Below are 15,073 nucleotides of genomic sequence, written 5' to 3'. Positions count from 1 at the left end.
CGATGATCCGTCGGTGGACCGGTCGATACGCTGACGCTTCCGTTCGCGACTGCGGCAATTCGTGAACGTTTTTTGCGCGAGGGGATGAATCCGCTCGTCGGGCGCGCCAATTCCTCATATATAGAACCGCACTGGCGATCCCGCCGGAACCCACGCGGATTCCGGCGGAGCTTTTCGTCGTCCGGTAGTCCGCCGCTTTGGTCCGGCGTCCCACGGGATGCCACGTTCGGTCTTTGGAGGGTTCGTTGAAGGCGTTGAAGCCGTTGCCGATGTCCGGCCGGGAGGTTTTGCCGCTCGTCGAGGGTGGCAAGGGTATTGCCGTTTCCAACGGCGAAAGCTCCGGCGCCTGGGCGGCTGCCGGCGGGATTGGCACCTTCTCGGGTGTCAACGCCGACAGCTATGATGAGAACGGCAACCTTCTGCCGCAGATCTATAATGGCAAGACCCGGCGCGAGCGCCATAACGAGCTGATCGCCTTCGGCATCGAGGGCGGCATCGCCCAGGCGCGCATCGCGCACGAGACGTCGAACGGCCAGGGCCGTATCCACATGAACGTCCTGTGGGAGATGGGCGGCGCCGAGCACATCCTGCATGGCGTGCTGGAAGGCGCCCAGGGCATGATCCACGGCGTCACCTGCGGCGCCGGCATGCCTTACAAGGTTGCCGAGATCGCCGTGAGCTACGGCGTCCATTACTATCCGATCGTCTCGTCGGCCCGCGCCTTCCGCGCCTTGTGGCTGCGCGCCTACCACAAGTTCCGGGAACATCTCGGCGGCGTGGTGTACGAGGATCCGTGGCTGGCCGGCGGTCACAACGGCCTGTCCAACTCCGAAGACCCGCAGAAGCCGGAGGATCCGTTCCCCCGCGTCCTGGCCCTGCGCCAGATGATGAACAGCTTCGGGCTGAACGACACCCCCATCGTGATGGCGGGCGGTGTCTGGTGGCTGTCGGAGTGGGAGGATTGGATCGACAACCCCGACCTTGGGCCTGTCGCCTTCCAGTTCGGCACCCGTCCGCTGCTGACCCAGGAGAGCCCGATCTCCATGGCGTGGAAGCGCAAGCTGGTGGCGCTGCAACCGGGTGACGTCTTCCTGAACCGCTTCTCCCCCACCGGCTTCTACTCGTCGGCGGTGAAGAACCCCTTCCTGCTGGACCTGATGGCCCGGTCCGAGCGTCAGGTCGCCTACCTGTCCAAGCCGGTGGGCGAGCATTCGGCCGAATTCCCGGTCGGTCCGCGCGGCCGCCCGGTCTACGTGACCGAAAGCGACAAGCAGCGTGCCGAGGGTTGGCTGTCCCAGGGCTTCACCACCGCTCTGAAGACGCCGGACAGCACGCTGGTCTTCGTCACGCCCCAGCAGTCGGAAAAGATCCTCCACGATCAGGTCGACTGCATGGGCTGCCTGTCGGCCTGCGGCTTCTCCAACTGGGCGCAGAACGAGGAAGGCACGACGGGCAAGCGCGCCGATCCGCGCTCCTTCTGCATCCAGAAGACGCTCCAGGCGGTCAGCCACACCGACGACTGCGAAAACCAGTTGATGTTCGCGGGGCACAACGCCTACCGCTTCGCCAGCGATCCTTATTACAACGACGGCTTCATCCCCACGGTGAAGCAACTGATCGAACGGATCGCCACCGGCTATTGACCGGTCGCATCCACCGGATGGACAAGGCCGTCGGCGGGAAACCGTCGGCGGCCTTTGCATTGGGCCATTACGGGCATTCATCCGGTTTGGGCGGCTCTCCCAACCATGTCTCCATTGACGTCGCTGCGACAATGGCTTGCGTGAGCTTTCCGAATGGTTTTACTCTTAAACAGAATGCGGCCTAGTGCCGCGGTCCTGTTTTGGACTCCGTGTCCGATCCCACTGTCGACAGTACGGGTGCCTCGCCCATGATGACCGCCGAACGCCCCTTCAAGCGAGCCCTCGACCGGCTGAACGGCGCCGGACTGCGCCCGACCCGCCAGCGCCTCGGCCTCGCCCGCATGCTGTTCGAAGGTTGCGACCGGCATGTCACGGCGGAGCAGCTGCACTGCGAGGCGCTGGCCGCCGACCTGCCGGTGTCGCTGGCGACCGTCTACAACACGCTGAACCAGTTCACCACCGCAGGGCTTCTGCGCGAGGTGGTGGTGGAGGCGGGAAAATCCTACTTCGACACCAACACCAGCGACCACCACCATTTCTTCGTCGAATCCACCGGCCGGCTGGAGGACATCCCCGCCGACCGGCTGACGGTGCAGAACCTTCCGGCCGCCCCCGCCGGCACCCGCGTCGCCCGCGTCGACGTTATCGTCCGCCTGATCGAGGACGACGTCTGATCCTGCCCCCTTGCCGATTGTCCGGTGCTCAGCCCTCGTCTGGCTGCGCCGGAGCGGGGGCGCGGTCGACGAAGGGCCAACGGATGAAGGCGAAGGCCCAGACCGCCAGGACGTTGAGGTAGGGGAACAGCAGCAGCAGGATCCACAGCGGGCTGCGCCCGGCCTTGGCCAGAACCCAGCCGCCGGCGATCAGCATGTACATCGTGACGATGGAGCCGATCAGCAGTTCCCAGAAGCCGAGCTGGATCACGGTTTCCGTCATGCCGTCCTCCGTGCCTTGACCTTGCGCGCCTGCCGTGCCGGCAGCACCGGCCATCGGCTGTGCGCCATCACGCCGATGGGCACCACATGCCCGAGCGGCACCAGGGAGAACAGGGCCCACAGCGGCGAGAAGCCGGCCCGCCGCAGGATGCGCGACAGCGGCCAGACGATGGCGACCTGGAACAGCATCAACCCCAGGAGCGGCCCCTGGGACAGGCTATCGATGAAATCCTGCAGCATGCCCGACGGGATCCTCCTTCACATCGTCACCGGGCAGAGAAGCGCGGGCTGCGGGCTTTGTCGAGGCAAACTTTTCCCCAAGCTCTTCCCCCAAATCCTTCCCATGCACGACAGCCGGCCCCCGCATCTCTGATCCTGCCCGGATCAGGGGTAACCGAACGTGAAACTGCCCGCGCCGGCATGCTACAGTTCGTCGCGTCCGGCCGTTCCGGCTTGACGCCTCTCCAGCATTCAGACGCGGCGGACCATTTCCTTTGACGGATCTCTCCGAACCGGACGGTGGCGCACGCGGGACGTGGTGGCGCTTATCCTCTCTGCCGCCCGTCGCCGCGATGCGCATCGGCCTGCTTGTGGCGGTGGTCGCCGGTTTCTGGCTGGTCGCCTACGCCGACCTTGAGCGGGCGCGCGACCGGGCGATCCAGGATGGTCTGCGCCAGACCGCCAACCTCTCGACCCTCCTGGAGGAGGACGCCCGCCGCGTCATGGTCGTGGCCGGCTATACCCTGCGCGGCATGACGGAGAGCGGGCAGATTCCCGCCTACCTGCTGGGCGAAGCGCCCGATGCACCCGGCATGGACTCCGGACCGGGCTTGGCACTGCGGACCCTGCTGATCGTGGAGCCGGACGGGCGTGTCCGGCAATCTACCGGCCTGGACGCTCCGGCATCGGTTGCCGGAACCCCGCTGGCCCAGGCGGCGGCCGGTAGGTCGGCGTCCTTCATCGGACCCTATCAGGATCAGGGCGGCGGCTGGCGTGCGGCAATCGTCCGACCGCTGGCCGACGGCAGTGGCGCGGCGGTGGGGCTGCTCGACCTCGACCGCTTCGCCCGGCTTTACGCGACACAGAACATCGGGCCGCGCAGCATCATCCTGCTTTATGGCGAAGACGGGGTGGTCCTCGCCCATTCCCGGTTCAGCGCGCCTCTTGACCAGAACCGCGCCATCTTCGCCAATATCCTGCCCCGCCTGCCCGCGGGTGAGGCCGCGCGGACGCTGTCCGGCTTCGACCCGACCGAGGGTCGCGAGCGGATCGGCACCGTCCGCCGCGTGGGGGGGCTGCCCTTCTACGTCTATGTCCGCCTCCGGACCGACGACGTCCTGGCCGGCTGGTACAACGACCGCTGGAAGCGCGTCGTAGAAACCGCCGCGGTGTCGGTGGTGGTGGTGCTGCTGGCCTGGCTGGCGCTGCGGCAACTCGGTCGGCTGGAGACGACGACGCAGGCATTGCGCGCCAGCGAACGGCGCTCGCAGGCGCTGTTCGACAGCAGTTTCCAGATCATGGGACTGCTGTCGCCGGACGGCCGGGTGCTGGCGCTGAACCGGCCGGCCTGCGCCCTGGCCGGCCTGCCCGCCGAAGCGCTGGTCGGACACCGCGCCTGGGAGTTCCGCGGCTGGGCCCGCACGGACGAACTGGCGGCGGCTTTCCGCCAATCCATCGAAAAGGCGGCCTCGGGGCGCTTCGTCCGTTACGAGACCGATGTGGTCGCCGACGGGCTCACCCGCGTGATGGATGTGACGATCAAGCCGGTCTATGACGACGGGGGCGTCGTCACGGTGCTGGTGGTCGAGGCGCGCGACATCACCGAGCGGGTCGAGGCCGCCGAAAGGCTTGCCACGGCGCTCGATCAGGCGGAGGCCGCCAACCGGGCCAAAAGCGCCTTCCTGGCGACCATGAGCCACGAGCTGCGCACGCCGCTGAACGCCATCATCGGCTTTTCCGACATCATGCTGCACGAGCTGTTCGGTCCGCTGGGCAGTCCGCGCTATCGCGACTATGCCCGCCATGTGCAGAACAGCGGCCGCCACCTGCTGGACCTGATCAACGACGTGCTGGACATGTCGAAGCTGGAGGCCGGGCGCTACACGCTGGATGAAAGCTGGATGGAGCCGGCCGAGGCCATCGAGACCTGCCGGGCGCTGACCGCGGTGCCGGCCGATGTCGGTGGGGTGACGCTGGCGGTCGAATGCCCCCCCGACCTGCCCAATCTGCTGGCCGACGAGCGTGCCTTGCGCCAGGTGCTGCTGAACCTGCTGTCGAACGCGGTCAAATTCACTCCCCGCGGCGGCCGGGTGACGGTGAGTGCGGTGCGGGAAGGGGATGGCAGGATCGCCATCACCGTGCGCGATACCGGCATCGGCATCGCCGCCGACGCGCTGGCCCGCATCCTTGAGCCGTTCCAGCAGGCCGACAGCAGCATCTCCGGGCGGTTCGGCGGCACCGGGCTGGGCCTGTCGATCTGCCGCGACCTGATGGCCCTGCATGGCGGAAGCCTGTCCATCAACAGCGAACCGGGCCGCGGCACCGCCGCCACCATCCGCTTCCCCGTCGACCGTACTGGCCGGCCGGTTGCAGTGGATGGGCTGCCGGCGTAAGCCTGTCGGCGAGCAAGAGCATCGAAAGGCGGACGAGATGATCGGGAATGACGGGAAGCCGGTGTCCAAGGAGAAGCTGCGCGAGCACATCGCCGCCTACAACGGCCAGTCGCGCGGCTCCAAGGAATTCGCGGCGATCCCCCGCGCGCTGGTCACCATTCTGGACGGGCTGAAACCGGGTAAGACCGGCTATGTCAAATGCCTGGACGGGCAGGTCCAGCTGTCGCGCCGCAAGGACAACAGCGTCTCGGCCGGCTGACAACGGACCGGCTGACAACGGGAAGGCGTCCTTCCCCGGGTCTGGGGAAGGACGCCTTCCATTGAAGCGTCAGGCCGTTGGACCGTCAGGCGATCAGTGCTTGGCCGCGGCGGCGGCACCGATGCCGGTCTGGGAGCGGACGAACTGGTCCTCGAAGGCCTCGCGCTCGGCGCGGGCCGACGCGCTGCTGTCCAGCTTCGAGACGACGATGGTTACGAGGAAGGCCAGCGTCATCGAGAACAGGGCCGGCTGTTCGTAGGGGAAGATGGGGGCCGGGTTGTTCAGCACCACGACCCACACCGCGTTCGACAGGACCACCAGCGTGACGGCGGAGATCAGGCCGGCGATGCCGCCCGCCAGCGCGCCGCGCGTGGTCAGGCCTTTCCAGTACATCGACAGGATCAGCACCGGGAAGTTCACCGATGCCGCGACGCCGAAGGTCAGGCCGACCAGGAAGGCGACGTTCTGCTTCTCGAAGGCGATGCCCAGCACGACAGCCAGCACGCCCAGCACCAGCGAGGCGATCTTGGACACGCGCATCTCCTCGCGCTCCGTCGCTTCGCCCTTGCGGATGACACGGGCGTAGAGGTCGTGGGCGATGGCGGACGCGCCGGCCAGCGCCAGGCCCGACACCACCGCCAGGATGGTGGCGAAGGCGACCGCCGACAGGAAGCCCAGGAACAGGTCGCCGCCCAGCGCCTTGGCCAGATGCATCACCGGCATGTTGCCGCCGCCGATCAGCTTGCCGCCGACCTTGCCGCCTTCGAAGAACTGCGGGTCGGTGCCGACGATGGTGATCGCCGCCATGCCCAGCACGCAGACGAGCAGGAAGAAAAAGCCGATGAAGCCGGAGGCGTAGAAGACCGACTTGCGGGCCTCGCGCGCATTGGGGACGGTGAAGAAGCGCATCATGATGTGCGGCAGGGCGGCGGTGCCGAACAGCAGGCCCAGCGACAGCGACACTGCCGACACCGGGTCGGCCAGCAGCGTGCCCGGCCCCATAATCTTCACGCCGTCCTTGTGCGAGGCGATGGCGCTTTTGGCGATGGCCTCCAGGCTGAAGCCGAAGCGCGACAGCGCCAGGAAGGCCAGGACCATGCCGCCGCCCAGCAGAAGCACGGCCTTGATGATCTGCACCCAGGTGGTGGCGATCATGCCGCCGAAGGTGACATAGACCACCATCAGCACGCCGACGACGATCACCGCGACGTTGTAGTCCAACCCGAACAGCAGCTTGATCAGCTGGCCGGCGCCGACCATCTGGACGATCAGGTAGAAGCACACCACCGTCAGCGAGCCGATGGCGGCGAAGGTGCGGATCTTGCCCTGGTCCAGCCGGTAGGATGCAATGTCGGCGAATGTGAAATGGCCGAGGTTGCGCAGCCGTTCGGCCAGCAGGAACAGGATGATCGGCCAGCCGACGAAGAAGCTGATGGTGTAGACGAAGCCGTCATAGCCCTTGGCGAACACCAAGCTCGACAGGCCGAGCAGCGTCGCCGCCGACATATAGTCGCCGGCAATCGCCAGACCGTTCTGGAACCCGGTGATGCCGCCGCCCGCGGTGTAGAAATCGGAGGTGGACCGGGTGCGGCTGGCCGCCCAATAGGTGATGCCCAGCGTCATCAGCACGAAGGCGATGAACATGCCGATGGCCGACAGGTTGATCGGCTGCTTTTCCAGCTGACCGACATCGCCGGCGGCCAGTGCCGGCACAGCGGCCAGGGTGGCGAACAGGGAGACGGCAGCTGTCGCGAGGAGGATCCGGCGGGCGGTCATTGCAGCGTCTCCCGCGTGATCTCGTCGGTCAGGTCCTGGAAGCGGCCGTTGGCAAAATGGGAATAGACGCCGGTCAGCAGCCAGGACAGGATGATGATCGCGGCCCCGATCGGGAAGCCGACGCTGAGCGACGACTCGTCGGACATCGGCTTGTGCAGCAGGCCGGGCGCGAAGGCGACCACCATCATGAAGGCGTAGTAGCCGACCAGCACGACGGCCGACAGGACCAGGGCCAGCCGGCTGCGCTGGCGCACCAGCTCGTGGAATTTGGGGTTCCGGCGAACCCTCTCATAGACAGGAGTGTTGGCGGGGGAGTGCATGTTTCCTCCAGACGCTGAACGTCCTTGGTTTGCCCCGACCCGAATTGATGGGCTAGGCTTATGTCCTTCCGGCTAACAAAACACTGTTTCGCAAATTTCCCGGAAATATGACGAATTGTTTCAATGCAATTCAGGTAACAATCTCACCGATTCGCGTTGAGCCTCAGCGGTGAAGCTGGAATGATGGCGGGGATTCCACCGATCCCCGCATCCCGCCATCCCCGCCCGGAAAATGATCCGTTCGCCCCTGTTCCTCCGGCTGTTCTCGGCGATCCTAATCTCGCTCGGGCTGTTCTCCGCGGCGGCCTACGTCTTCTCGGTCCCCTTCATCGAGGAGAAGGCCTACGAGATCGAACGCGACGCCAGCCGGACCATCCTCGACAACGTGTTCGAACTGGTCAGCCGCATCCGCGGCGGGCTGGAGGAGCAGCGGGTGGCGACCGTCGACTCCTACAAGACCCGGCTGCGCGACGTGCTGGAACTGGCCGTCGGCTATATCGAGCATGTCTATGCCCGCGCCGACCGCGGCGAGATCACGATGGAGCAGGCGCGGCGCGAGGCGATGGAGGGGCTGCATGCCTTCCGCTACGGCAACGGCGACTATGTGTGGGCCATCGGCTACGATTCGGTGATCCTGTCGCATCCCTCGCCGGACTATCAGGGGCGTAAGGCCGACGATCTGCGCGACAATCTGGGCCGCCACATCCTGCCCACCATCGTCGCCACCGCCAAGCGCGAGGGGGAGGGGTTCCAGACCTATCCGTGGTGGCGGCCGAACGGCGACGAACGGGCGCCGAAGCTCAGCTTCTTCAAGGATCTGCCCAGGCGCGGCATCATCGTCGGCACCGGCGCCTATCTGGCCGACGTCGACGCCGAGGTGGAGCGGCGCAAGGCTGACGCCATCGAGGATCTGCGCCAGGCCCTGCGCAAGCTGCGCATCGCCCGCACCGGCTATCTCTACATCTTCGATTCGGCGAACCGGATGATCATCCACCCGAATTCGAACATCGAGGGCACCGTCTTCGGCGACCGGCTGAACTCCGCCACCGGCCGTCCCATCGCCGAGGATCTGAAGGTCGCCGCGGCGATGGGAGAGCCGCTGACCTACCTGTGGGACAAGCCCGACGATCCCGGCAACTACGCCTACGAGAAGATCAGCTGGGTCCGGCATTTCGAGGGGTTCGACTGGTACATCGCCTCGTCGGTCTATGTGGACGAGCTGCGGCGGTCGTCTGTGGTGCTGGGCAACCGCATCCTTGCCATCGGCATGGCGCTGATGGCAGCGGGAAGCCTGCTGGGCTACATCGCGGTCGGGCGGTTGGTGCGGCCGCTGCGCCGGCTGGCCGACACCGCGGTGCAGGTGAGGGCCGGCGACCTCGGCGCTCAGAGCGGCATCCGCCGCGGCGACGAGATCGGGCTCCTGGCCTCCGCCTTCGACGGCATGGTCCGGCAGTTGCGCGACACCGTCGCCACGCTGGACAGCCGGGTACGCGACCGCACCGCCGCATTGGCGGAGGCGGAGACCCGGCAGCGCGTGATCCTGGATGCGATCCCCGCCTGCATCGCCGGGCTGGACCGTGACGGCCGGCTGACCTTCGCCAATTTGCGCTGGGCCGAACTGGTCGGGCGCGACAAGGCGGCGGTCATCGGCCGCGATCTGGCGTCGGTCGTCGGCCGGCGGGCGATGGCGGCCCTCGCCCCCCACCTCGACCGCTGCCTGTCGGGGGAGGTGGTGACCTTCGAATATGCCTTCCCGCGCCATGGCGGCACCATGGTGACCAAGACCACGCTGATCCCGCATCGTGGCGAGGGGAGGGGCGAGGGCCGGGAAGAGGAGGGCGCGGTCACCGGTCTGTTCGTCCTGACCCTCGACGTCACCGACGAGAAGCAGACCGAGCGCCAGCTGGTGGAGGCGCAGCGGCTGAAGGCGGTCGGACAGCTGTCCGGCGGGCTGGCGCACGACTTCAACAACCTGCTGTCGATCATCATCGGCAACCTGTCGGCGGCGCGCGAGCGCTACGCGGCGGTGGAGGGGCTCGACGCCTATCTGGAGCCGGCCCAGCGCGCCGGCCGGCGCGGTGCCGACATCACCGCCCGCCTGCTCGCCTTCTCCCGTCAGCAGCCGCTGAAGCCGGAGCCGATCGAATTGTGCGGCCTCTTGCGCGACATGGCCGTTCTGCTGCGCCGGTCCTTCCCCAGCTCCATCGCCATCGGCGTGCCGGGGGAGGGGCGGGAATGCTGGACCATCGCCGACCAGACCCAGCTGGAGAACGCGCTGGTCAACCTCGCCATCAACGCACGCGACGCCATGCCGAACGGCGGGCGGCTCGACATCGCCGTCGGCATCCGCAAGGTGGAAGGCGACCAGTCCTTCGACGAGCCGGTCCGGCCCGACGATTATCTGGAGATCCGCGTCACGGACACTGGCACCGGCTTCACGCCGGAGGCGCTGGCCCGCGCCGTGGAGCCCTTCTTCACGACCAAGGCCCTCGGCTCCGGCCTGGGGCTGTCGATGGTCTACGGCTTCGTCAAGCAGTCGCGCGGCTATCTGCGCATCGACAGCCGGCCGGGAGAAGGGACCGCCGTCACCCTGCTGCTGCCGCGCGCCGAACCTGTGCCCCGCTCTCGGGAGGCCGATCCGGCGGCGGCGGCCGAACCGCAGCCCGGAGGCTGGTCCGGCCAGCTGGCGCTGGTGGCGGAGGACAATGACGATGTCCGGCAAGTGATGCGCCAGCAACTGGTCGACCTCGGCTTTTCGGTGGTGGAGGCGGCGAGCGGCGACGAGGCGGCGGATTTGGTGGAGCAGATCGACGGGTTGTCTCTGCTGGTCTCCGACATCGTCATGCCCGGCTTGTCCGGTGTGGAGCTGGCGCGGCGCGCCCGGCTGCTGCGGCCGGCCATGCGGGTGGTTCTGGTCAGCGGATTCGCTGTCGAGTATGGCGACGTCCCCGCCGATGCCGTCATACTGCGCAAGCCATGGGACAAGCGGGAGCTGGTGGCGGCCATCGGCCACGCCGCCGAACCCGCGCCGGCCTGGTAGGGTTGGGCCAACAGAACGCACCCAATAGAACGCACCTGGAAAAAGCAGGGCGACGAGTGCCGAGGGGAAACGCGCGTGGGACAGAAGAAGCGCATCTATGTGATCGAGGACGAGGCCAACATCCGGCGGCTGGTGACGGAGGTGCTGGAGAGCTACGGCTATGAGGTGACCGGCTGGGCCAACGGGCGGGAGGCGCGGACGGCGATCCAGCGCCTGGCCCCCGACCTCTGTCTGGTCGATCTCGGCCTGCCAGACATGGATGGGCTGACCCTGGTGCGCGAGCTGTGGGAGGATGTGCGCTTCGGCGTCATCATCCTGTCCGGGCGCGGCGGCACCTCCGACCGGGTGCTGGGGCTGGAGCTTGGTGCCGACGATTACATCGTGAAGCCGTTCGAGCCGCGGGAACTGGTCGCCCGCGTCAACAGCGCCATCCGCCGCCGCGAACAGCTGGCCGGCGCCACCGCCGCAGCGGAGACCGCGCGGGCGCGTTTCGGTCCCTGGGTGTTCGATCTCGGCAACCTGACGCTGACCGCCGACGACGGCCGGCAGGAGAGCCTGACCGCAGCGGAAGCCTCGCTTCTGCTCATGCTGCTGAAGGCGCCGAAGCGCGTGCTGTCGCGCGAGCATTTGCAGGGCCCGGATCAGGATCGCGACGATTTCCCCTACGACCGCAGCATCGACGTCCGCATCTCGCGCATCCGCAAGAAGATCGAGGAGGATCCCCGCGCGCCGCGGCTGATCAAGACGGTCTATGGCGCCGGCTATCTGTTCGCCGGCGACGTGAGCTGGTTGCGCTGAAAGTGGCGCCACCCCTGCGTTTGCGCCGCAACAACCTCAATAACAATTGGTCATAATCCTGAGAAAGTTGCGCAAAGCTGATCTGGTACAGGCTGTTTCCAACACCGCCGTGCCCAATGTCGGCGCGCAACAAAGAACCCCTGGGGAGAACGGTCCGATGAGTGAAACTGCCGCCGCAGCCGATGTCCGCGTCAATCCGTACGAGCGCGATCTCGGCCGCAATGCCGCCAATTTCGTCGCCCTGACGCCGCTGACCTTCCTGGAGCGTGCCGCCGCGGTGTGGCCCGACCGGCTGGCCGTCGTCCATGGACCGGTGCGCCGCACCTGGGCCGAGACCTTCGTCCGCGTGCGCCGTCTGGCCGCGGCGCTGGCCAATCTGGGCATCGGCACCGGCGACACCGTCGCCATGCTGGCCGCCAACACGCCGGAACTGTTCGAGGCCCATTTCGGCGTGCCGCTGGCCGGTGCCGTGCTGAACGCCGTCAACACCCGCCTGGACGCCGAGGCCATCGCTTTCATCCTGAAGCACGGCGAGGCGAAGATCCTGATCGTCGACCGCGAGTTCTCCGGCGTCGCCAAGAAGGCGCTGGCCCTGCTCGACGCGCCGATCCCGGTGGTGGACATCGACGATCCGACCTATACCGGCGGCGAGCTGATCGGCGACCGCGATTACGAGTCCTTCATCAGCGATGTCGGTGCCGAGCATTCCTGGACCCTGCCGGCCGACGAATGGCAGGCCATCGCGCTGAACTACACCTCCGGCACCACCGGCAACCCGAAGGGCGTCGTCTATCACCATCGCGGTGCTTACCTGAACGCGGTGTCGAACGCGCTGTCCTGGAACATGGGCGATGCGCCCGTGTATCTGTGGACGCTGCCGATGTTCCACTGCAACGGCTGGTGCTTCCCCTGGACCATCGCGGTCACTGCCGGCACCGCCGTCTGCCTGCGTCAGGTCCGCCCCGACACCGTTCTGAAGCTGATCCGCGACGAGCGGGTAACCAACTTCTGCGGCGCGCCCATCGTCCTCAACATGCTGAACAATGCCCCGGCCGAGCTGAAGCAGGGCATCGAGCAGACGGTCAAGGTGATGGTCGCCGGCGCTGCCCCGCCCGCCGCCGTCATCGCCGGGATGGAGCGCATGGGCTGGGAAGTCACCCATGTCTACGGCCTGACCGAATGCTACGGCCCGACCGTGGTCTGCGTCTGGCACGACCGCTGGGACGGCCTGTCGCTGGACGAGAAGGCGGCGATCAAGGCGCGCCAGGGCGTGCGCGGCCCGATGCTGGAGGCGGTGATCGTCGCCGATCCCTTCACGCTGGAGCCGGTGCCGAAGGACGGTCGCACGATGGGTGAGATCATGATGCGCGGCAACAACGTCATGAAGGGGTATCTGAAGAACCCCAAGGCGACCGAAGAGGCCTTCGCCGGCGGCTGGTTCCACACCGGCGACCTCGCTGTCTGGCATGAGGACGGCTATGTCGAGATCAAGGACCGCTCGAAGGACATCATCATCTCCGGCGGTGAGAACATCTCCTCCATCGAGGTGGAGGATGTGCTCTACAAGCATCCCGACGTACTGGAGGCGGCCGTCGTCGCCCGCCATGACGAGAAGTGGGGCGAGACGCCCTGCGCCTTCGTCACGCTGAAGGACGGCGCCACCGCAACCGAAGCCGACATCATCGCCTTCTGCCGGTCGCACATGGCCCACTTCAAGTGCCCGCGCACGGTGGTGTTCGGCCCGCTGCCGAAGACCTCCACCGGCAAGATCCAGAAATACGTCCTGCGCAAGCAGACCGAGGGGCTGTAAGGGGCGCTTTGCCCCACCCTGACCCTTTTTCCGCACATCGGCCGAAGCGCGCTCCTCCGTCCCCTGTCCAACGGGGAAGGAGGGGTGAGCAACGCCCTTCCATGCCTGCACGCCGCCCATTTCCAAAGGGACCCGCGCCATGAAGATCCTCTGCGCCGTGAAGCGCGTCGTCGACTACAACGTCAAGATCCGGGTGAGGACCGACCAGTCCGGCGTCGAGACGTCCAACGTGAAGTTCTCGATGAACCCCTTCGACGAGATCGCCGTCGAAGAAGCCGTGCGCCTCAAGGAAGCCGGCAAGGCGACCGAGATCGTGGTGGTCTCCGTCGGCCCGACCCAGGCGCAGGAGACGCTCCGCACCGCTCTCGCCATGGGCGCCGACCGCGCCATCCTGGTGCAGACCGACGTGACGACCGAGCCGCTGGCCGTCGCCAAGGTCCTGAAGGCGCTGGTCGAGAAGGAGGCCCCCGGCCTCGTCATCCTCGGCAAGCAGGCCATCGACGACGACTGCAACCAGACCGGCCAGATGCTGGCGGCATTGCTCGGCTGGGGCCAGGGCACCTTCGCCTCGAAGATCGCCGCCGGTGACGGCACGGTCGCCGTGACCCGCGAGATCGACGGTGGGCTTGAGGTCGTGTCGTTGAAGCTGCCGGCGGTGGTGACCGCCGACCTGCGCCTGAACGAGCCGCGCTACGCCTCGCTGCCCAACATCATGAAGGCGAAGAAGAAGCCGCTGGAGACCGTCACGCCGGACAGCCTCGGCGTCGACGTCACGCCGCGTCTGAAGACGGTGAAGGTCGCCGAGCCGCCGAAGCGTCAGGCCGGCATCAAGGTGCCGGACGTCGCCACCCTGGTCGACAAGCTGAAGACCGAGGCGCGGGTGATCTGAGCGCCGGCCCCGTGCCAGCACTCCCCGCACCCCGCCCGACAGAGGAGCCGCCCCATGCCCATCCTGATCCTTGCCGACCACGACAACGCCAGCCTGAAGCCCGCCACCGCCCATGCGGTGACCGCGGCATCCAAACTCGACGGCGACATTCATGTTCTGGTCGCCGGCCGCAACGCCGCCCCGGCCGCGGAGCAGTCCGCCAAGCTGGCCGGCGTCGCCAAGGTGCTGCTCGCCGACGATGCCGCCTATGAACACGCCCTGGCCGAGCCGGTCGCGGCCCTGCTGGTGTCGCTCGCCTCCGGTTACAGCCATGTCCTCGCCGCCGCCACCTCGGCCGGCAAGAACGTGCTGCCACGTGCCGCGGCATTGCTGGATGTCGCGATGATCTCCGACATCACCGCCGTGGTTGCCGCCGACAGCTTCGAGCGGCCGATCTATGCCGGCAACGCCATCGCCACCGTGCAGTCGGCCGACCCGGTGAAGGTGATCACCGTCCGCACCACCGCCTTCGCGGCGGTCGCCACCACCGGCAGCGCCACGGTCGAGAGCATCGCCGCCGTGGCCGACCCCGCCCTGTCGGGCTTCGTCTCGGCCGAACTGTCGAAGTCGGAGCGTCCGGAGCTGACCTCGGCCCGCATCGTCATCTCCGGCGGGCGCGGCATGCAGTCGGGCGACAACTTCCACCTGTTGGAGGGGATCGCCGACAAGCTGGGGGCCGCGGTCGGTGCGTCGCGCGCCGCCGTGGACGCGGGTTTCGTGCCGAACGACTATCAGGTCGGCCAGACCGGCAAGATCGTGGCGCCGGAGCTGTACATCGCCGTCGGCATCTCGGGTGCGATCCAGCATCTGGCCGGCATGAAGGACAGCAAGGTCATCGTCGCGATCAACAAGGATGAGGAGGCGCCGATCTTCCAGGTCGCCGATTACGGCCTCGTCGCCGACCTGTTCAAGGCCCTGCCGGAGTTGCAGCAGGCCGTTTGATCCCGTCCAT

Annotated in this window: 13 protein-coding genes; 9 read left to right on the top strand and 4 right to left on the bottom strand. The window is 67.2% G+C overall.

Translation table 11 applies throughout. The features are described from left to right. Window positions 1–269 precede the first annotated feature (269 nt). Entirely contained in the window at window positions 270–1,643 is a 1,374-nt protein-coding gene (locus ABNQ40_RS28925; protein ID WP_109047737.1) for a nitronate monooxygenase, read from the top strand. Between the two features lie 251 nt (window positions 1,644–1,894). Further along, window positions 1,895–2,317 (top strand): iron response transcriptional regulator IrrA, encoded by a 423-nt coding sequence (irrA, locus tag ABNQ40_RS28920; protein WP_199235459.1) that lies wholly within the window; start codon window positions 1,895–1,897, stop codon window positions 2,315–2,317. Window positions 2,318–2,345: 28 nt separating this feature from the next. Here the strand turns inward: irrA and ABNQ40_RS28915 are convergent, their stop codons facing one another. Together ABNQ40_RS28915 and ABNQ40_RS28910 are read right to left on the bottom strand one after the other, a co-directional pair. Continuing rightward, window positions 2,346–2,579, bottom strand: coding sequence for a hypothetical protein (locus ABNQ40_RS28915; protein WP_109047735.1), 234 nt, complete (start codon window positions 2,577–2,579; stop codon window positions 2,346–2,348). Beyond that, on the bottom strand, window positions 2,576–2,818 hold the full coding sequence (locus ABNQ40_RS28910; protein ID WP_109047734.1) for a hypothetical protein: 243 nt from the start codon (window positions 2,816–2,818) through the stop codon (window positions 2,576–2,578). Before ABNQ40_RS28910 ends, ABNQ40_RS28915 begins: the two co-directional genes overlap by 4 nt. A gap of 254 nt (window positions 2,819–3,072) precedes the next feature. On the opposite strand from ABNQ40_RS28910, the gene ABNQ40_RS28905 reads away from it, so the two are divergent. Further along, a complete protein-coding gene (locus ABNQ40_RS28905) occupies window positions 3,073–5,190 on the top strand; it encodes an ATP-binding protein (RefSeq protein ID WP_391348139.1) in 2,118 nt (705 codons plus the stop codon). 37 nt (window positions 5,191–5,227) lie between these two features. Next, the gene (locus tag ABNQ40_RS28900) at window positions 5,228–5,449 is read left to right on the top strand and encodes a hypothetical protein (protein WP_098740694.1); all 222 of its coding nucleotides are present in this window, start codon (window positions 5,228–5,230) and stop codon (window positions 5,447–5,449) included. A 93-nt stretch (window positions 5,450–5,542) separates the two neighbouring features. Here the strand turns inward: ABNQ40_RS28900 and ABNQ40_RS28895 are convergent, their stop codons facing one another. Then, window positions 5,543–7,225: a cation acetate symporter gene (locus ABNQ40_RS28895; protein ID WP_109047732.1), complete on the bottom strand. Its 1,683-nt coding sequence runs from the start codon at window positions 7,223–7,225 to the stop codon at window positions 5,543–5,545. Further along, entirely contained in the window at window positions 7,222–7,545 is a 324-nt protein-coding gene (locus ABNQ40_RS28890) for a DUF485 domain-containing protein (RefSeq protein WP_109047731.1), read from the bottom strand. Before ABNQ40_RS28890 ends, ABNQ40_RS28895 begins: the two co-directional genes overlap by 4 nt. Window positions 7,546–7,777: 232 nt before the next feature. Between ABNQ40_RS28890 and ABNQ40_RS28885 the strand changes: the two genes are divergently transcribed. From ABNQ40_RS28885 to ABNQ40_RS28865, 5 genes are all read left to right on the top strand, one after another. Continuing rightward, window positions 7,778–10,585, top strand: coding sequence for a cache domain-containing protein (locus ABNQ40_RS28885; protein WP_109047730.1), 2,808 nt, complete (start codon window positions 7,778–7,780; stop codon window positions 10,583–10,585). A 75-nt stretch (window positions 10,586–10,660) separates the two neighbouring features. Beyond that, a complete protein-coding gene (locus ABNQ40_RS28880; RefSeq protein ID WP_109047729.1) occupies window positions 10,661–11,383 on the top strand; it encodes a response regulator transcription factor in 723 nt (240 codons plus the stop codon). Window positions 11,384–11,540: 157 nt separating this feature from the next. Continuing rightward, on the top strand, window positions 11,541–13,193 hold the full coding sequence (locus tag ABNQ40_RS28875) for an acyl-CoA synthetase (protein ID WP_109047728.1): 1,653 nt from the start codon (window positions 11,541–11,543) through the stop codon (window positions 13,191–13,193). A gap of 139 nt (window positions 13,194–13,332) precedes the next feature. Continuing rightward, on the top strand, window positions 13,333–14,082 hold the full coding sequence (locus ABNQ40_RS28870; RefSeq protein ID WP_391348133.1) for an electron transfer flavoprotein subunit beta/FixA family protein: 750 nt from the start codon (window positions 13,333–13,335) through the stop codon (window positions 14,080–14,082). A 54-nt stretch (window positions 14,083–14,136) separates the two neighbouring features. Next, the gene (locus ABNQ40_RS28865; RefSeq protein WP_391348130.1) at window positions 14,137–15,063 is read left to right on the top strand and encodes an electron transfer flavoprotein subunit alpha/FixB family protein; all 927 of its coding nucleotides are present in this window, start codon (window positions 14,137–14,139) and stop codon (window positions 15,061–15,063) included. The last annotated feature ends 10 nt before the right edge of the window (window positions 15,064–15,073 follow it).

The organism is Azospirillum sp. A23, assembly GCF_042938965.1.
GTDB classification, from domain to species: Bacteria; Pseudomonadota; Alphaproteobacteria; order Azospirillales; family Azospirillaceae; genus Azospirillum; species Azospirillum melinis.
The sequence above is the reverse complement of the archived record's forward strand: the minus strand, read 5'-3'. Positions and strand labels throughout refer to the sequence as shown.